We start from the raw sequence: 17910 nt of genomic DNA on the forward strand, positions 1-17910 counted from the left end.
CTGGACTACATGAACTCCCGCTACGGCAGCCCCGTCGGCGCCTGGAACTTCTGGCAGTCCCACCACTGGTACTGAGCCACCAGCGGACACCCCCCAGCAGCGGGGCGAAGCACGTGCGAAGGCCCCGGTGGCCGGCCTCCCCAGGCCGGCCACCGGGGCCTTCGGCTTTCCCATCCCACTGGGTCCTTCTCCAGCGCGCCCTTCCGTCCGCCCGGCCGGAGCCGGACGGCTCAGAGGCGCTGGATGATCGTGCCGGTCGCCAGCGCGCCCCCCGCGCACATGGTGATCAGCGCGAACTCCTTGTCGCGCCGCTCCAGCTCGTGCAGCGCGGTGGTGATCAGCCGGGCGCCGGTGGCGCCGACGGGGTGGCCGAGCGCGATGCCGCCGCCGTTGACGTTGACCTTCTCCAGGTCCTGGTCGAAGACCTGGGCCCAGCTGAGGACGACGGAGGCGAAGGCCTCGTTGATCTCGACCAGGTCGATGTCCCGCAGCGACATCCCGGCCTTGCCCAGCACGGCCCGCGTCGCGTCGATCGGCCCGTCCAGGTGGTAGTGCGGATCGGCGCCGACCAGCGTCTGGGCGACGATGCGGGCGCGCGGCCTGAGCTTGAGGGCGCGGGCCATCTTGCGGGAGGCCCACATCACGGCGGCGGCGCCGTCGGAGATCTGCGAGGAGTTCCCGGCGGTGTGCACGGCGGTCGGCATGACCGGCTTGAGCCGGGCCAGGCCCTCCATGCTGGTGTCGCGCAGGCCCTCGTCCCGGTCGACCAGCCGCCACATGCCCTGCCCGGCGGCCTGCTCGGCCTCGGTGGTGGGGACCTGGACGGCGAACGTCTCACGCTTGAAGCGCTCCTCGGCCCAGGCGGCCGCGGCCCGCTCCTGCGAGAGCACGCCGAGGCGGTCCACGTCCTCACGGGTCAGTCCCCGGTGGCGGGCGATCCGCTCGGCGGCCTCGAACTGGTTGGGGAGGTCGACGTTCCACTCGTCGGGGAAGGGCTTGCCGGGGCCGTGCTTGGACCCGGAGCCCAGCGGGACCCGGCTCATGGCCTCGACCCCGCAGGCGATGCCGATGTCCATGACCCCGCCGGAGATCATGTTGGCCACCATGTGGTTGGCCTGCTGGGAGCTGCCGCACTGGCAGTCGACGGTGGTCGCGGCGGTCTCGTACGGCAGCCCCATGGCGAGCCAGGCGTTGCGCGCCGGGTTCATCGACTGCTCGCCCGCGTGGGTGACGGTGCCGCCGACGATCTGTTCGACGCAGTCGGGCTGGATCGCGGTGCGAGCGAGCAGTTCGCGGTACGTCTCGCCGAGGAGGTAGGCGGGATGGAGGTTGGCCAGGGCGCCCCCGCGTTTCCCGATGGGGGTGCGTACGGCTTCGACGATGACGGGTTCCGCGGCCATGAGCTCGTCCTCTCCTGCACGTCCTGTACAGCGCCGGCGGGACGGGCCGTCCCGGCGCCCCGCCCCGAACTAGTACGCGTTCTAGTTCTCCCCCGCAGTCTTATGACCCGGACCCCCACCACGCAAGGGTCTTGCACGCGGCTTACACGGATTCCACACGCAACAGTTGGCGCGGGAGCCCTTGTCACTTCTAGAACTCGTTACTACCTTCAGGCCAACTTCCCCTGATGGGCCGTCAGACCTTCGCCAGACCATGGAGTCGCCCGATGCCCTGTCCCGCGCTGCCCGAAGGCTTCGACGCCACCGACCCCGACCTCCTCCAGGACCGGGTCCCCTACCCCGAGTTCGCCCGGCTGCGGCAGACCGCGCCGGTCTGGTGGTGCCCGCAGCGGCGGGGCGTCACCGGCTTCGACGACGAGGGCTACTGGGCCGTCACCCGGCACGCGGACGTCAAGTACGTCTCCACGCACCCGGAGCTGTTCTCCTCCACCACCAATACCGCGATCATCCGCTTCAACGAGCACATCCAGCGCGAACAGATCGATGCCCAGCGTCTGATCATGCTGAACATGGACCCGCCGGAGCACACCCGCGTACGCCAGATCGTGCAGCGGGGCTTCACCCCCCGGGCCATCCGCGGACTGGAGGCGGCCCTGCGCGACCGGGCCCGCCGGATCACCGAGGAGGCCGTGGCCGCCTCGGCCGACGGCAGCTTCGACTTCGTCACCCAGGTCGCCTGCGAACTCCCGCTCCAGGCCATCGCCGAACTGATCGGCGTACCGCAGGAGGACCGGTCCCGGATCTTCGACTGGTCGAACAAGATGATCGCCTACGACGACCCCGAGTACGCCATCACCGAAGAGGTCGGCGCCAACGCCGCGATGGAACTCATCGGGTACGCCATGAACCTGGCCGCCGAGCGCAAGCAGTGCCCGGCCAAGGACATCGTCTCCCAGCTCGTGGCCGCCGAGGGCCAGGGCAACCTGGGCTCCGACGAGTTCGGCTTCTTCGTCCTGCTGCTGGCCGTCGCCGGGAACGAGACCACCCGCAACGCCATCAGCCACGGCATGCACGCCTTCCTCACCCACCCCGAGCAGTGGGAGCTCTACAAGGCGACCCGGCCGGCGACGGCCGCGGAGGAGATCGTCCGCTGGGCCACCCCCGTGGTGTCCTTCCAGCGCACCGCCACCCAGGACACCGAACTGGGCGGACAGAAGATCAAGGCGGGCGACCGGGTCGGCATGTTCTACTCCTCCGCCAACCACGACCCCGACGTCTTCGAGAACCCCGAGGTCTTCGACATCACCCGCGACCCCAACCCACACCTCGGCTTCGGCGGCGGCGGACCGCACTTCTGCCTCGGCAAGTCCCTGGCCGTCATGGAGATCGACCTGATCTTCAACGCCCTGGCCGACGCCCTGCCCGACCTGCGCCTGGCCGCCGACGGCCCGCGGCGGCTGCGCGCGGCCTGGCTCAACGGCATCAAGGAGCTCCGGGTCAGCGCCCGCTGACCCGTGGTCCAGGGCGGCAGGGGCCGTCCACCTCCCACGCCCCGCGGCCCCTGCCGTCCGCTGGTCCGGGCGCCCCGCGACCGTCCCCGAGTGGCGCGATCGCGGTGCCTGGCCGATCCTGACAGGACGCGGCGATCCACCCGGAGGGGCGCCGGGGCCCTTTGGTGGCCCCGGCGCCCCTCCGGTCGTCGCAGCCGGCCGTCGCAGCCGGTCGTCGGGCCGTCTCGGGCCGCCGTCAGCGCAGGATCGCGCAGGTCGTCGTACCGTGCGCGTACAGCTTCCCGTCGCGGGTCCCCACCACGCGCGCCTCGGCGGTGGCCGTCGTCCGCCCCACGTGCAGGGCCGTGCCCTCGCAGCGCAGCGCCGGGGTGTCCGCAAGCACCGGGCGGATCATGTGCACGCCCAACTGCACGGTGGTGTAGGCCGTACCGGCCGGAAGGCGGGTCATCACGGCCGAACCCAGCGCCGAGTCCAACAGGGTCGCGAGGAAACCGCCGTGGACGGTGCCCATGGGGTTGAGCAGGTGGTCGCCCGGGTCGCCCTCGAAGACGACGCTCCCCTCGCCCACCTCGGTCAGCCGGAAGCCCAGCGTGCTCATCATCGAGGCGGCGGGCAGCGTGCCCCCGAGGGCGGCCCGGAGCACCTCCAGGCCGCTCATGCCCAGGATCTCCGGGGTGAGGTCGGGCCGCGGCTGCCAGGTGTGGGTCCGGGTGCGCAGGGCGGCGGGGGCGGGGGCGGGGATCTCGTACGTGGTCATGCCATCGACCCTAGGCAGCGCGGCCCCGCCGGGCGAGTGTCGGATCCGCCGCGTTCCGCACCGATTCCGACAGCCCGGCCACCGGCCGCCCGCACGGTTAGGGTGGCCGGGTGAAAGTCGCCGTACTGGCCCTCGACGGGGTCTTCGACTCGGGCATCTCGGCCGTCCTGGACGTGCTGCACACCGCCAACGCGCTGCGCGGACAGCTCGCCGGGGCCACGCCCCCGGCCTTCGAGATCAGCACCGTCGGCGTGCGCCGGCGCGTCCGTACCGGGCTGGGCCACCGCATCGACACCGAGCCCGCCGCCACCGCCGAGGACGCCGCCCTCCTCGTCCTGCCCGCCCTCATGGAACGCCGGCCGGCCGCCCTGCTGGAGGCCGTCGCCTCGCCCGCGCACCGCTCCGCGCGCCGGCTGCTGGCCGGGGCCCGCGAGCGGCGCACCCCGCTCGCCTCCTCCTGTACGGGAACGTTCCTGCTGGCCGAGTCCGGGGTGCTGGACGGGCTGCGGGCGACGACGAGCTGGTGGCTCGCTCCGGTGTTCCGCGACCGCTACCGCCGGGTGACGCTGGAGGAGACCCGGATGGTCACCACCTCGGACGGGGTCACCACCGCGGGCGCCGCCTTCGGCCACCTCGACCTCGCGCTGTCCGTCGTCGCGGCGCGCAGCCCGGCCCTCGCCGACCTGGTCCGGCACTACCTGGTGGTCGACGACCGGCCCTCGCAGGCCGCGTACATGATCCCCGGCGCGATGGCCCGGCACGAGCCGCTGGTCGCCGTGTTCGAGCAGTGGGTACGGGCCAGGATCGACGGGCCCCTGTCGATCGCCGACGCCGCCCGCGACCTCGGCGTCAGCGAGCGCACCCTCCAGCGCACCCTGGCCCGCACGCTCGGCTGTTCCCCGATCCGGCTGGTCCAGGACCTGCGGGTCGAGCAGGCCGAACACCTGCTGCGCACCACAGGCCTGCCGCTCGCCGCCGTCGCCCGGCGGGTCGGCTACGAGAGCCCCGGCCCCCTGCGCGCGCTGCTGCGCAGGCGCGCCGGAGCGGGCCCGCGGCCGCTGCGCCCGTAGCGGTGCGCGGCCTCCGCGGCGGCGGCCGGGCGGCTCAGGACCGCCCCGAGCGGGCCGGGGCGCGTACCGGCCCCCCGGCCTCACCGGCCGCTCCGGCCGCGGGTCGCGGCGCGGGCAGGTCCAGCCGCAGGCGGCGCGGCCCGGACAGCACGTGCACCAGGGCGAACCCGGCGCCGACGACGACCGCGCCGCCGACCGCGTCGAGCACCCAGTGGTTCGCGGTGGCCACGATCGCGCAGACGGTGATCAGCGGGTGCAGCACGCCGAGCAGCTTCTGCCACCCCTTCGGCGCGAGCACCACGATCACCGTCCCGCACCACAGCGACCAGCCGAAGTGCAGCGAGGGCATCGCCGCGTACTGGTTGGAGATCGCCGTCATCGCCCCGTACGAGGGGTTCGCCAGGTCCTGCACCCCGTGCACGGTGTCGACGAAGCCGAGGTCCGGCATGAGCCGCGGCGGGGCCAGCGGGTAGAGCCAGAACCCGGCCAGCGCCATGACCGTCGCCAGCCCCAACGAGGCCCGGGCCCAGCGGTAGTCCGCCGGGCGGCGCCAGTACAGGACGGCCAGGATGGCCAGCGGGACCACGAAGTGGAACGACGTGTAGTAGAAGTTGAAGAACGCCTCCAGCCAGGGCGTGTCCACCACGGCCCGGTTGACGGCGTGTTCGATGTCGATGCCGAGGGCCCGCTCGATCGCGTGGATCCGGCTCCCGTTGTCCTCCGCGAGGACGCGGCTGGTCGGGGCGGCGGCGCGGATGTGCGAGTAGAGCGAGTAGCCGACCCGTATCAGCAGCAGTTCCAGCAGCAGGTTCGGGCGGGACAGCACCCGGCGCCAGAACGGCAGCAGCGGCACGCGCGACCAGCGCGCGGCGGCGGGGCGGCCGTGGCGCGTCGGCACGGGATCGCGCCAGTACGGGGAGGAGCGCGGCAGGAACGGCACCGCGCAGGCCGCCGCCACGGCCGCGAGGAGCAGCACGTTGTCCCGTACGGGGGCCAGCGCGGCCAGGTTCGGCAGCAGCACGGCGTTCGGCAGGGTCATCGCGAGCACCACCGCCACGGGCCACACCGGCCGGTCGGCGGCCCGCCGCCCCACCTTGCCCGCCACCGCGAGCAGCACCCACAGCAGTTGGTGGCGCCAGCCGGCCGGGGACACGGCGACGGCCACGCAGCCGGTGACGGCGACGGCGAGCAGCAGCTGCCCGTCGCGGGCGTAGCGGGCGGCGCGGCGCAGGCCGACGACGCAGACGGCGGCGGCGAGGGCGACGTAGAGGAAGACCTCGCCGGGGCCGCTCAGCCCGAGCCTCAGCAGGGCGCCGTGCAGGGACTGGTTGGCCGGGTCGGCGGGGGCGCCGCCGAGGCCGGTGCCCGCGAGGTGCTCGACCCAGTACGTCCACGAGTCGCGCGGCAGCGACGCCCAGGACAGCGCGGTGGCGCCGGCGAAGGTCACGGCGGCGGCCTTGGCGGTGGGCCGGCGCCCGGTCAGCCACAGCAGGGCGGCGAAGAACAGCAGGGCGGGCTGGAGCGCGGCGGCGAGTCCGACGAGGAACCCGGAGGGCCGCTCCCCCGGCACCCGGAAGAACGCGAGCAGCACCAACAGGACGGGCAGGACGGCGGTCTGTCCCGGGGAGGCGGCCTCGCGGACGGGCAGCGAGACCATCATCAGCGCGACCAGCCCCGGCGCGGCGAGCAGCGCGGTCCTGCGGGGCACCGGGTCGGGCAGCCCGCGCGCGGCCACCAGCCCGACGGCGGCGACGAACAGCAGGGTCACGCAGGTCCAGGCCACCTCCAGGGACGGCGCCGCGAGCGCGACCAGGGGTTTGAGGACCAGTCCCGCGAAGGGCGTGCCGGTGAACTGGCCCGCGTCGTAGAGCGAGCCGGGCAGGCTGCCGGGGCCGCCGGGGAGGTGGAAGCCGCTGAGCCACTCGCCCGGCGGCGTCCGCAGCACCGCGGCGGCCTGTCTGGCGGCGAGCACGGCCGCCAGGGCCCACAGCACGAACCGGGCCGCCCCGAGTCTGCCGCCACCGCCTATGACACCGGCATGTCCGTTGGCACCGCCGTGCTCCGCCGCGTTCGCCACGCCTCGCCGTCCTCCCGTCCCGCGTCCTGCCGACCGCAACCCCGGCTTCGCCTGGCTGCCGCGCACGATGCACCGGTCCACTGCCTGGGGACGACGATATCCCCCGTGGCATCCCTAGGATGGCGTCCATGAGCATCGTGAAGATCAACGCACTGACCGTGCCCGCCGAGCAGCGGGAGGTCCTGGAACAGCGCTTCGCCTCGCGGGCGGGGTCCGTGGAGGGTTCGGACGGGTTCGAGTGGTTCGAGCTGCTCCGTCCGATCGAGGGCACCGACCAGTACCTGGTCTACACGCGGTGGCGTTCGGAGGCGGACTTCCAGGCGTGGATGGAGGGCCCGATGAAGGCGGCGCACCAGGGCGGCGGCGGTGCGGGGGCCGCGGGCGGCCCCGGCGCCGGCAGCGGCGGCGAACGGCCGAAGCCGGCGGCGTCCGGGTCCCAGGTGTGGTCGTTCGAGGTCGTGCAGCAGGCGGCGCCGAAGCAGGCGTGAGCCGCCGGCGACGGGGGCGTGGCGGTGCCGGGGCGGCGCGCCCGCCCGGCCCCGCCACGTCACGGGTGCTTTGACTTCACTTCAGCTCCAGAAGGCGTCGCTCTCGTCGATGTCCTGGGTGCACTGGTCGATGTCGGTGATCTTGCCGCCGATGATGGTGAAGAAGAGGCCCTCGTGGATCTCGATGCCGCGGTCGCCGCGGTCGCCGGTGGCGGTGTGGAGGGACATGCCGTGGCCCCGGCCGTCCACCAGGACCCGGTCCAGGCGCAGCCGGAAGGTGCCGCCCGTCTCCTCCCCGACCCGCCGGTAGAAGTCGAGGACGGCGTCCCGCCCCTTGTGGTGCCCGGAGAGCGGGCTGTTGCCGGGTACGTGGTGGATGACGTCCGCCGTCATCAGCGTGCCCATGGTCTCCATGTCGCCCTTGCCGAAGGCCTCGTAGCCGCGGCGGATCAGGGCACAGTCCGGGTGCTCCGACATGACCGTTCACACCTCCGTTGACACGCGGTCCAGCCTTGCGCGTAATCCGATTTACACCTTTCCTCATCATCGGTCCGCGCCTGTGGATATTCCAGGCGAGGGGGCCGGCGGGCGCTCCACACTGGGGCCATGACGGAACAACTGACGAGGAACACGACCGCTACGACCGCCCGCCATGAGGCGACGTCCCTGCGCTGGGAGGTGACGGCGGAGCCCTTCACCACCGCGGACGCCACGGCCCTGCGCCGCGCGTACTACGCGGAGGTCGCCGGCCGGTACTGGAAACGGCCGGTCACCGAGGCCGAGATCGACCAGGGGATGCTGGACTTCCCCGCGGACGACCTCACCCCGCCCGCCGGGGCCTTCGTCGTCGGGCGGTGGGACGGACAGCCCCTGGCCTGCGGCGGCATACGTCTCCTCGACCCCGGCACCGCCGAGCTCACCCGGGTCTACGTCGACCCGCGGGCCCGCGGCACGGGCGGCGGGGCGGCCCTGCTCGGCGCACTGGAGGAGGCGGGCCGCGCGCTGGGCGCGGCCCGGGTCCGCCTGGACACGCGCAGCGACCTGGTGGAGGCCCGCGCCCTGTACGCGCGCCACGGGTACCACGAGATACCCGCCTACAACAGCGGCCCGTACGCCCAGCACTGGTTCGAGAAGCCGCTGGCCCCCTAGCCGGCTAGTGGGCGGAGTGGTCCCGGCGCGGAAGGGTGTCGTAGGGCTCCTCGGCGTCGGAACCGCACAGCTCCCGGTTGAGTTCCTCGACGAGTTTGATCAGGTCGGTGGGCCGCTCGGGGCCCCACCAGTCACCGAGCAGTTCGGCGAGGGATTCCTGGCGGGCGTCGGAGAGCCGGCCCGCCGCCTGGCGGCCCCGGTCGGTCAGGACCAGCGAGAGCCCCTCGCGCGCGGCGAGCCCGCGTTCCTCGACCTGGCGGCCGGCGTCCGTGATGGCCCGCAGGGGCACGCCGGTGCGTTCCGCGAGCACCGCGGGATCGGCGGAACCGTACTTCTTGATCCGCAGCAGCAGCCAGCTGGCCGCGGGGAGCAGGTCGAAGCCCGCCTTCGCGGTGATCTTCTCGTAGACGTGGCGGCGCCCCTCGCGGGTGCCCAGCACCGACAGGGCGCGGGCCACCTCTTCGTGTGACGTGCGCTCGACGGGGTTCGAGGCGAGGGTCTCCGTCACGTCGGGTGCGGTGACGGAGGCGCGGAGCTTGTCCTCCTTGAGGAACCAGGAGATCACGAAGGCGAGCAGGACCACGGGCACGGCGTAGAGGAAGACGTCGGTGATGGCCGTGGAGTAGGCGTCGAGGACGGTGCCCCGCAGCCGGGGCGGGAGCGCGCCGATGGCGCGGGGGTCCGCCTCCAGCCGCTCGGGCGTCGCGGTGGGCGGCAGCGGGACCCCGGCGAGGGCGGCGGACAGCTTGTCGCCGAGCCGGTTGGTGAAGATCGTGCCGAAGATGGCGACGCCGAAGGAGGCGCCGATGGAGCGGAAGAAGGTGGCACCGGAGGTGGCGACACCGAGGTCCGCGTAACTGACCGAGTTCTGCACGACCAGGACGAGCACCTGCATGACCAGTCCGAGTCCGAAGCCGAAGACGAAGAAGTAGACGCTCATCTCCCAGTCGGAGCTGGTGCGTTCCAGCCGGTGCAGGAGGAGCAGGCCGATGGCGGTGACGGCGGTGCCGAGGATGGGGAAGACCTTCCAGCGCCCGGTGCGGCTGACGATCTGGCCGGAACCGGTGGAGGCGATCAGCAGGCCGAACACCATCGGCAGCATGTGGACGCCCGACATGGTCGGCGAGACGCCCCGCACGACCTGGAGGAAGGTCGGCAGGTAGACCATCGCGCCGAACATCGCGAAACCGATGATGAAGCTGATCACCGAGCAGAGGGTGAAGGTGCGGATGCGGAACAGCTTGAGCGGCAGGACCGGTTCGGCGGCCCTGCGCTCCACGAAGAGGAAGGCGACGAGGAGCACCGCGCCGAGGACGGCGAGGCCGATGATCTGGCTCGACCCCCAGGCCCAGGTGGTACCGCCGAGGGAGGCGACCAGCACGAGGCAGGTGGCGACGGAGGCGATGAGGAAGGTGCCCAGGTAGTCGATGGTGTGCTTGGAGGAGCGGGCCGGGATGCGCAGGGCCGCGGCGATGACGACGAGGGCGACGAGACCGATGGGGATGTTGATGTAGAACACCCAGCGCCAGGACAGGTGGTCCACGAACAGGCCGCCCAGCAGCGGCCCCAGGACGCTGGTCGCACCGAAGACGGCACCGAAGAGGCCTTGGTACTTGCCGCGTTCGCGCGGCGGGACGATGTCGCCGACGATCGCCATCGACAGCACCATCAGCCCGCCGCCGCCGAGGCCCTGGAGGGCGCGGAAGCCGATGAGCTGGGGCATGTTCTGGGCGATGCCGCAGAGCGCGGAGCCGACGAGGAACAGCACGATGGCGTACTGGTACAGCTTCTTGCGCCCGTACTGGTCGCCCAGCTTCCCCCACAGCGGGGTGGCCGCGGTGGAGGCGAGCATGTAGGCGGTGACCACCCAGGACAGGTGCTCCATGCCGCCGAGCTCGCTGACGATGGTGGGCAGGGCCGTGGAGACGATGGTCTGGTCGAGCGCGGCGATCAGCAGGCCCAGCAGCAGCGCTCCGATCGAGACGAGCACCTCGCGGGAGGCGTGCTCGGCACGGGGACCGGGTTCCACGGTGGAATCGGTGACATCCTGGGCCATCGGGTCCTCCTCAGGCAGGATCAGCACCATCCATCCTGAGCGGTGTGTCCGGTTATGGCCTGTCGGGCGGTTGGGCGGGACCCAGGGGTCTGCATAATCGCAGGCAGTGGCCAGGGGAGGGGTAGCAGTGAGCGCTGAGCGCTGTCCGGATTGCGGCGCCGTGAACGCCGACTGCGCATGCGGGCCGGGCGGATACGACCCCCTCCGCATCCGCCCCTACGCCCCACTCCCCCAACCCGCCCCCACCCCGCCGCCCCCGGCCGCCCCCGCGGCGTCGTACCGCCCGGCCCCGCCCGCCCCCGAGGCCCCGCACCGGCCCGCCGCGGCGTACCGCCCGAGCCCGCCCATGCCCGACGCGGCGTACCGGCGCCCCGCCCCTCCCGGCCCCGAAGCATCGCCCCACCCGGCACCCCCCGCGCCCGAGGCCGCGTACCGGCCGAGCCCGCCCGCGCCCGAAGCCGCACACCGGCCCGGCCCGGCCGCTCAGGACGCCGCGTACCGGCCCGGCCCGCCCGCGCAGGACGGCGCTCACGGACCAGCCCCGCTTGCGCCCGAATCCGCATACAGGTCCGCACCGTCCGCCCCCGACGCCGCGTTCCGACGCCCCGCCCCCGCCGACCCCGAAGCATCGCCCCGCCCGGCCCCGTCTGCCTCCGAGGCCGCGCACCGGCCCGCCGCACAGGACGGCGCGTACCGCCCGGCCCCGCCCGCACCCGACGCCGCGCACCGGCCCGCCCCGGCGGCCCCCGGGGCCCCGCACCCGCCGACCCCGCCCGCACCGGCGCGGCCGGCGCCCGACGCGGCGTACGGACCGACACCGGCCGGGCCCGTCTCCCCTCCCGGGTACGAGGCCGCGCCCTGGCCCGGCGCCGCGCACCGGCCCGCCCCTGCGGCCCCCGCGCCCGTACCCGGCCACGCCTCCCGGCCCGGGCAGGGGCCCGACGGCACGTACGCCCCCGGGCAGCAAGACGCCCCCGCGCCCGACGCCGGCACGGCTCGGCGTCCCGGCGCACCGGCGGACGAGGCGCCGACCGCGCTGCTGTCCCCCGTTGCGGCCGGCGCCCCCGGACCCACCCCGGCCGCCCCGGCCGCCGCGTACGGGATACCCGTGGCCGAGCAGACGGTCCAGCTGCGTGCCTCCGTCCCCGCGCACCCGTCCCATCCCGGCTCCGCCGCCCCGCCGCCCCGGCGCCGCCGGCTGGTGCCGCTGATCGCCGGCGGGGTCGTAGTGGTGGCCGCCACCGCGGTGGCCCTGGCGCTCGGGCCGTTCTCCGGCTCCGGCGACGGCGACGCCGCACTGCTGGACCCCAAACCGTCGGCGCCCGCCATCACCGCGGCCCCCGTCGGCCCGTCGGACGGGCCCACCGGCCCGACCCCGACCGGCGGCACGCCCTCCGCGTCGGCCGCCGCCGGCGCGACCCCGTCGCGGTCCGCCTCCGCGTCGCAGGGCGCCGGCGCCAGTGCCTCCGCGTCACGGACCTCCGCACCCCCGCCCACGCCGACCCCGAGCCGCACCCGTACCACCAGCCCCACACCCGCACCGCCTCCGCCCCCGCCACCCCCGCCCGCCAAGCCGGCCACCCTGCGCTCCGGCGACTCCGGGCCCGAGGTCGAGAAGCTCCAGCGGCTGCTGGCGAGCCAGGGCTACTACCGCGGCCGCGTCGACGGCAGGTACGGCCGCTCGGTCGAGCGCGCCGTCGAGGACTTCCAGTACTACAACGGCGTCTACGAGGACCCGCGCGGCGTCTACGGTCCGGCGACCCGTCGCGCCTTGGAGGGATAGGTCACTCCGCGCACGGTGGCGCGCACCGCTCCGCGTTTTGTATCGTGTAGGAACAAAGTGGTTCCGTCCGTATTTCCCTGACCGGCGGACGGAACCGCTTGTTCTCTTTCCCGCCCCGTCTGGAGCCCCGCCGATGCCGGCCAGCACCACCACCGCCCCCGTCGTCCTCTCCGCCCGGGCCCTGCTCCTGGACATGGACGGCACCATCGTCAACTCCGACGCGGTGGTCGAGCGCTGCTGGCGCGACTGGGCCCTGTCCCACGGGCTGGACCCGCAGGAGGCCCTCAAGGTGGTCCACGGCCGCCAGGGTTACGCCACCATGGCGATCCTGCTCCCCGAGCGCCCCGTAGAGCTCAACCACGCCGAGAACAAGGTGATGCTGGCCCGCGAGACCGCCGACACCGACGGCGTGGTCCCCGTGGGCGGCGCCGCGGAGTTCATGGCGGCGATAGCCGGGCTCCCGCACGCCCTCGTCACGTCGGCCGACGCCGCCCTGGCCACCGCCCGGATGACCGCGGCCGCCCTGCCGATGCCGCGCGTACGGGTCACCGCCGAGTCGGTCGGGGCCAGCAAGCCCGACCCCGAGGGCTTCCTGAAGGGCGCCGCCGAGCTCGGCGTGGACCCGGCCGACTGCGTGGTCTTCGAGGACTCCGGCGCCGGCATCGCCGCGGGCGTGGCCGCCGGCATGCGCGTGATCGGCATCGGCCCCCGCGCTGCGGCGTACGGCCCGACGGCCCACGTCCCCGACCTCACCTCGGTCCACGTGGAAGCCGCCGAAAACGGCACGATCCGCCTCACCCTCACCCCCTGACGCAGCCGCGCGCGATGCGCGGCACCGTCGGCTGAACGGATGAAGTAGCGAAGCTCGACGGTCGGAGCGGGGCGGCAACACCGAGAGGGCCCCTCGCGCCGCCCCACCAGGTGACCGGCCGATGCCCGTCTGCGCGGGCCCGGGCCCGCCAACCCGGGGCCCGGCCACAGGCGTGCCGGATCCACCGCACCCGGGCCCCCGCGGTCACGGGCATCGGCCGGCTCCACCCCGCAGGCCCCCCACACACGGCCCGCACCTTCAGCCGTCCCGCCCGCATGCAGGCCCCCCGGTGCGGCCCCCGCACATCGGCCGGCTCCGCCCCCGCAAGCCGGCCGGCCCGGCTCCACCAAGGGCATGCCACGCACGCCGCACCCGGCCCGAACCGGCCCCGCGGGCGGGGGCCCACCGGCGCCCGCCGCCGGCTCCGCCCCGCAGGCCCCCACACCCGACCCGCACGGTCAGCCGTCCCGCGCCCGCGCAAGCCCACCGGCGGCCCCGACCGCGCCCCGGCCCGCCCGCTACTGCCCGACGCGTCCGTCGATCCGCTCCCGCAGCAGGTCGGCGTGCCCGTTGTGGCGGGCGTACTCCTCGATCATGTGCACCAGCACCTCCCGCAGCTCCATCCGCCCGCCGCCGGCCACCTCCCCGGTGACACCGAGATCGGGGGCCCCCGCGACGAGCCGCTCCGCGAAGGCGACCTCCGCGCGCCAGGTCGCCCACGCCTGCGCCACCACCGCCGGATCGGCCACCGCGCCGGCGAACTCCCCGTCGGGCTCCCGCTCCGAGCGGTAGTGGCGGCGTACGTCCTCGCCCGCCATGACGCCCCGGAACCACTTCTGCTCCACGCCCGCGAGGTGCCGTACGAGGCCCAGCAGCGACAGGTCCGACGGCGGCACCGACCGGCGGGCCATCGCCCCCGCGTCGAGCCCCCCGCACTTCAGCTCCAGCGTCAGCCGCTGGTCGCGCAAGTAGCCCGCGAGAACCTTCCGCTCGCCGGAGAAGCCGCCGTCGGAACGCGCGTCCTCCTCGGGGTGGACGAACATGTTGGACCAGCCGAAAGTGCTCACGCCCTCGAACCTGCCCACGGGCCCGGACCCCCGCAAGGGAATTGGCGGGGCCCGCCCGAGCCGTGCCGGGCCCCGCCAACCAGGCCCCGCCACGCGCCGCCACGCGCCGGCCCGCGTCAGCCCGCAATCGCCTCGTACAGCGAGAACACGGCCAGCGCCGCCATCACCGCGGCCGCGATCTTGGTGATGAGCCGCAGCGGCACGTACTTCATGAGGGTGCGCCCGCCCAGGATGCCGATGCCCGCGACCGCCCACAGCGCCAGCACGGCGCCGAGGCCGACGGAGACGGGGTTGTCGTACCGCGCGGCGAGGTTGGCGGTCATGATCTGGGTCAGGTCACCGAACTCGGCCACCAGGATCAGCATGAAGCCCGCGCCCGATACCTTCCAGAAGGACTGGTCGGCGGGCGGCTTGACCTCCTCGTCGCCGTCGCTCTTCTTCAGGAGCAGCATGGCCGCGCCCGCGAGGAAGAGGACGCCGACCACGGCCTGGACGAGCCGGTGCGGGAGCAGCGTGAGCACGCTGCCCGCGGCGATGGCGAGGGCGACGTGCACGGCGAAGGCGGCCGCGACGCCCACGAAGACGTACGAGGCGCGGTAGCGGGTGCCGAGCATCAGACCGGCGAGGGCCGTCTTGTCCGGGAGTTCGGCGAGGAAGACGACGCCGAAGGCGATCGCCATGACGGTGAAGCTGAACACGGGGTGGAACCTCTATCGGTCGGGCAGGACGCCATCGGGACCGAGAGACCTTGACCTGGGGTGTTTCAGGAGTCGCTTCGGCTCGGCGGCGCCCTGAGATGCGTAAACGCGGACAGGACACTGCGGCCGAAGGTCTCGCTGGCCGACCGCTGACGCGGCCTGCCTCCGGGCGCCGGCTGGGTGACCCAGCAGTATGTCGACGGTCCGGCGAAGAGCTACTCCCCTTCTGCTCCGTCCAGGGTACGCGACGTCGCCCGCCGGTGGCCTCCCATCCGGTATGTGAGCTTGGCCCCACTCCACCCCCCGGCCGCTCCGCCCGCATGGCCGGATTTCAACTGCCGCGTGGCCGAGGGGCGTTGGAGCCCTTGATGTGACGTGCCCATGTCGGCAACCTGTCACCTGGCGCCCGTCCCCCAGACATCTGGCGCCGCCAGCATGGCCGCGCCCCGCCGGGGCCGAACGGCCGCCACCCCCCGCATCCAGGGAGCCCCCATGGCCCTCACGTCCTTCCGCACGCCCTCCTTCTACGCGCGTCACGCGGACCGCGCGGACCGCCCGGGGCTCCCCGGCCGCCCGCGCCGCGCCGCCCGCGCCGCCCGCGCCGCCCGCGCCGCCCGCGCCGCCCGCGTGGGCGCCCTCGCGTCCGCCGTGGCCCTGGCCGCCCTCACCTCGCTCGTCAACGCCCCCGCCGCCCTGGCCTCCCCGCCCGCGCCCATCAGCGCGGCCGCGGCCCGGAGCTACCTCGCGACGGTGACCCCGGCGGCGGAAGGTTCCCTCAGCGGCTACAGCCGCGAGCAGTTCCCGCACTGGAGCACCGTCTCCGGCACCTGCAACACCCGCGAGACGGTCCTCAAGCGCGACGGCGCGAACGTCGTCACCGACTCCGCCTGCGCCGCCGTCAGCGGGAGCTGGTACTCGGAGTACGACGGCGCCACCTGGACCGCCGCGTCCGACGTGGACATCGACCACATGGTCCCGCTCGCCGAGGCCTGGCGTTCCGGCGCCAACTCCTGGACCACCGAACAGCGCCGCCAGTTCGCCAACGACCTGACCCGCCCGCAGCTCATAGCCGTCACGGACAACGTCAACCAGTCCAAGGGCGACCTCGACCCCGGCAAGTGGCTGCCCCCGCGGACCGCGTACCGCTGTACGTACGCGCGCATGTGGGTGCAGGTCAAGCAGTACTGGGGCCTGCGCATGGATGCCGGGGAGAAGACGGCCCTGGTGAACCTCCTGAACGGCTGCTGACCCCGCCCCCCTCCCCTCCCGGGGACATTCACCCCCGCTCTCCCCCGCCAGGGGGAGGCGGGTGACGTCCTTCGCCCCGTACCGTGATCCAAAGGGGCACGGAGGAGGGGGAGTTCCATGGCCGGACTGCGTCTGGGGCCACTGCTGCGCTATGTCGACTGGGACACGGGCGGAGCCGCCACGATATGGGTCGAGGCGGACCGCCCGTGCACGGCCGAGGTGCGCTGCGCCGACGGGGCCGGCGGCAGCGTCCGCACCTTCCAGGTCGCCGGCCACCACTACGCGCTGGTCCCGGTCACCGGGCTGACACCGGGCACGACCACGGCGTACGAGGTGCTGCTCGACGGGATCACCGTCTGGCCCGGCACCGACGGCGGCTTCCCGCCGAGCACGATCACCACCCCGGCGGTCGGCGGCCGCCCCGGCGGGCCCGCGCCCGGGCTGCGGGTCACCTTCGGCTCCTGCCGCCAGGCCGCCCCGCCCGCGGGCCGGCGCGGACCGCACGGGGCCGACGCCCTCGACACCCTCGCGGCGCAGCTGGCCGCACAGCCGCAGGCGCAGCGGCCGGACGTCCTGCTGCTGCTCGGCGACCAGGTGTATGCCGACCAGCTGTCCCAGGCGACCCGGCAGTGGCTCGCGGCCCGCCGGGACCTGCGCGAGGCGCCCGGCGCGCAGGTCGCGGACTACGAGGAGTACACCCGCCTCTACTACGAGTCCTGGCTCGACCCGGAGATCCGCTGGCTGCTCTCCACCGTGCCCAGCCTGCACATATTCGACGACCACGACGTCATCGACGACTGGAACACCAGCGCGGCCTGGCTCGCGCAGATGCGGGCGACCCCGTGGTGGCCGGAGCGCGTCCTCAGCGGGCTGATGTCCTACTGGGTGCACCAGCACCTGGGCAACCTCTCCCCCGCCGAGCTCGCCGCCGACCCGCTGTACGCGGCGGTACGGGCCACGCCGGACGGCACGGACGCCCTGCGCGCCTTCGCCGCCCGGGCCGATGCCGATCCGGCGTCGGTGCGCTGGAGCTACCGGCGGGACTTCGGCCGGTCCCGGCTGCTGATGGTGGACACCCGGGCGGCCAGGGTCCTCGCCGAGGACGGCCGGGCCATGCTCGATCCGGCCGAGGAGACCTGGCTGCGGGAGAACGCCCTCGCCGGGCACGGGGAGTACGACCACCTGCTGATCGGGTCCTCCCTGCCGTGGCTGATGCCCCCGCTGATCCACGACGCGGAAGTGTGGAACGCCGCGCTGTGCCGGGGCGAGCGCGGCGAGCGCTGGGCGCGGATCGGGGAAGACCTGCGCCGGCGCAGCGATCTGGAGCACTGGGCGGCGTTCCCCCGCTCGTTCGCGGCGCTGAGCGACCTCATCGAGGAGGTGGGGACGGGACCGAAGGCTCCGGCGACCGTCTGCGTCCTGTCCGGCGACGTCCATCACGCGTACGTGGCCGAGCCCCGAATACCCAGTACCTCCCGGGTGTTCCAGCTGACCTGTTCACCGGTGCACAACTCCATCCACACCGCTGTCAATTGGGGGTTCCGCCTCGGCTGGTCGCGGCTGGGCCGCTGGCTGGGGCGCGGCTTCTCCCGGCACGGCCGGACGGGCCGGCCTCCGCTGAGCTGGCGGCGTACGGGCGGGCCGTGGTTCGGCAACCAGCTGATGACGCTGGCCCTGACCGGGCGCGGCGCCCGGCTGCGCCTGGACCAGGCCCGCCGGGCCCGGGGAAAGGCGGCCCGGCTGGTGACGGTGCTGGACCGGGAGCTCAGCGACGCGCCGTAGCCCGCCGGCCGCG

The 17910-nt window shown here is 74.2% G+C and carries 15 protein-coding genes and 1 pseudogene; 9 read left to right on the top strand and 7 right to left on the bottom strand.

Features of this window, described 5'->3' with window-relative positions:
• Positions 1–75 (top strand): annotated as a pseudogene (locus tag ACGFXC_RS08850) (lytic transglycosylase domain-containing protein); the annotation flags it as partial.
• Positions 76–230: 155 nt separating this feature from the next.
• On the opposite strand, the gene ACGFXC_RS08855 reads toward ACGFXC_RS08850, so the two are convergent.
• On the bottom strand, positions 231–1400 hold the full coding sequence (locus ACGFXC_RS08855; protein ID WP_393710953.1) for a steroid 3-ketoacyl-CoA thiolase: 1170 nt from the start codon (positions 1398–1400) through the stop codon (positions 231–233).
• Between the two features lie 266 nt (positions 1401–1666).
• On the opposite strand from ACGFXC_RS08855, the gene ACGFXC_RS08860 reads away from it, so the two are divergent.
• The gene (locus ACGFXC_RS08860) at positions 1667–2911 is read left to right on the top strand and encodes a cytochrome P450 (protein ID WP_393710955.1); all 1245 of its coding nucleotides are present in this window, start codon (positions 1667–1669) and stop codon (positions 2909–2911) included.
• Positions 2912–3146: 235 nt separating this feature from the next.
• On the opposite strand, the gene ACGFXC_RS08865 is transcribed toward ACGFXC_RS08860, so the two are convergent.
• Positions 3147–3668, bottom strand: coding sequence for a PaaI family thioesterase (locus tag ACGFXC_RS08865; RefSeq protein ID WP_393710957.1), 522 nt, complete (start codon positions 3666–3668; stop codon positions 3147–3149).
• 110 nt (positions 3669–3778) lie between these two features.
• Here ACGFXC_RS08865 and ACGFXC_RS08870 point away from each other — a divergent pair, with 110 nt between their 5' ends.
• Complete coding sequence (locus ACGFXC_RS08870) at positions 3779–4738, top strand: GlxA family transcriptional regulator (protein ID WP_393710958.1); 960 nt, start codon at positions 3779–3781, stop codon at positions 4736–4738.
• Positions 4739–4772: 34 nt separating this feature from the next.
• Here ACGFXC_RS08870 and ACGFXC_RS08875 read toward each other — a convergent pair whose 3' ends face one another.
• Positions 4773–6815: a bifunctional glycosyltransferase 87/phosphatase PAP2 family protein gene (locus ACGFXC_RS08875; protein WP_393710959.1), complete on the bottom strand. Its 2043-nt coding sequence runs from the start codon at positions 6813–6815 to the stop codon at positions 4773–4775.
• A 128-nt stretch (positions 6816–6943) separates the two neighbouring features.
• Between ACGFXC_RS08875 and ACGFXC_RS08880 the strand changes: the two genes are divergently transcribed.
• Complete coding sequence (locus ACGFXC_RS08880) at positions 6944–7303, top strand: antibiotic biosynthesis monooxygenase family protein (RefSeq protein WP_393710961.1); 360 nt, start codon at positions 6944–6946, stop codon at positions 7301–7303.
• An 81-nt stretch (positions 7304–7384) separates the two neighbouring features.
• On the opposite strand, the gene ACGFXC_RS08885 is transcribed toward ACGFXC_RS08880, so the two are convergent.
• A complete protein-coding gene (locus ACGFXC_RS08885; protein ID WP_393710962.1) occupies positions 7385–7780 on the bottom strand; it encodes a nuclear transport factor 2 family protein in 396 nt (131 codons plus the stop codon).
• Between the two features lie 129 nt (positions 7781–7909).
• On the opposite strand from ACGFXC_RS08885, the gene ACGFXC_RS08890 reads away from it, so the two are divergent.
• Entirely contained in the window at positions 7910–8452 is a 543-nt protein-coding gene (locus ACGFXC_RS08890) for a GNAT family N-acetyltransferase (protein WP_393710963.1), read from the top strand.
• 4 nt (positions 8453–8456) lie between these two features.
• Here the strand turns inward: ACGFXC_RS08890 and ACGFXC_RS08895 are convergent, their stop codons facing one another.
• Positions 8457–10508, bottom strand: coding sequence for a DHA2 family efflux MFS transporter permease subunit (locus tag ACGFXC_RS08895; protein WP_393710965.1), 2052 nt, complete (start codon positions 10506–10508; stop codon positions 8457–8459).
• Positions 10509–11616: 1108 nt separating this feature from the next.
• On the opposite strand from ACGFXC_RS08895, the gene ACGFXC_RS08900 reads away from it, so the two are divergent.
• Complete coding sequence (locus ACGFXC_RS08900) at positions 11617–12291, top strand: peptidoglycan-binding protein (protein WP_393710966.1); 675 nt, start codon at positions 11617–11619, stop codon at positions 12289–12291.
• 133 nt (positions 12292–12424) lie between these two features.
• Complete coding sequence (locus ACGFXC_RS08905; protein WP_393710967.1) at positions 12425–13102, top strand: HAD-IA family hydrolase; 678 nt, start codon at positions 12425–12427, stop codon at positions 13100–13102.
• Positions 13103–13620: 518 nt separating this feature from the next.
• Here the strand turns inward: ACGFXC_RS08905 and ACGFXC_RS08910 are convergent.
• Complete coding sequence (locus ACGFXC_RS08910; protein ID WP_393712171.1) at positions 13621–14145, bottom strand: DinB family protein; 525 nt, start codon at positions 14143–14145, stop codon at positions 13621–13623.
• A 140-nt stretch (positions 14146–14285) separates the two neighbouring features.
• Entirely contained in the window at positions 14286–14867 is a 582-nt protein-coding gene (locus ACGFXC_RS08915) for a TMEM165/GDT1 family protein (RefSeq protein WP_393710969.1), read from the bottom strand.
• Positions 14868–15359: 492 nt separating this feature from the next.
• Between ACGFXC_RS08915 and ACGFXC_RS08920 the strand changes: the two genes are divergently transcribed.
• Both ACGFXC_RS08920 and ACGFXC_RS08925 read left to right on the top strand, forming a co-directional pair.
• Complete coding sequence (locus tag ACGFXC_RS08920) at positions 15360–16115, top strand: HNH endonuclease family protein (RefSeq protein ID WP_393710971.1); 756 nt, start codon at positions 15360–15362, stop codon at positions 16113–16115.
• A 117-nt stretch (positions 16116–16232) separates the two neighbouring features.
• Positions 16233–17897, top strand: a complete 1665-nt coding sequence (locus ACGFXC_RS08925; RefSeq protein ID WP_393710973.1) for an alkaline phosphatase D family protein — start codon at positions 16233–16235, stop codon at positions 17895–17897.
• Positions 17898–17910 lie beyond the last annotated feature (13 nt).

This window comes from Streptomyces sp. NPDC048507, assembly GCF_043199995.1.
Lineage (GTDB): Bacteria > Actinomycetota > Actinomycetes > Streptomycetales > Streptomycetaceae > Streptomyces.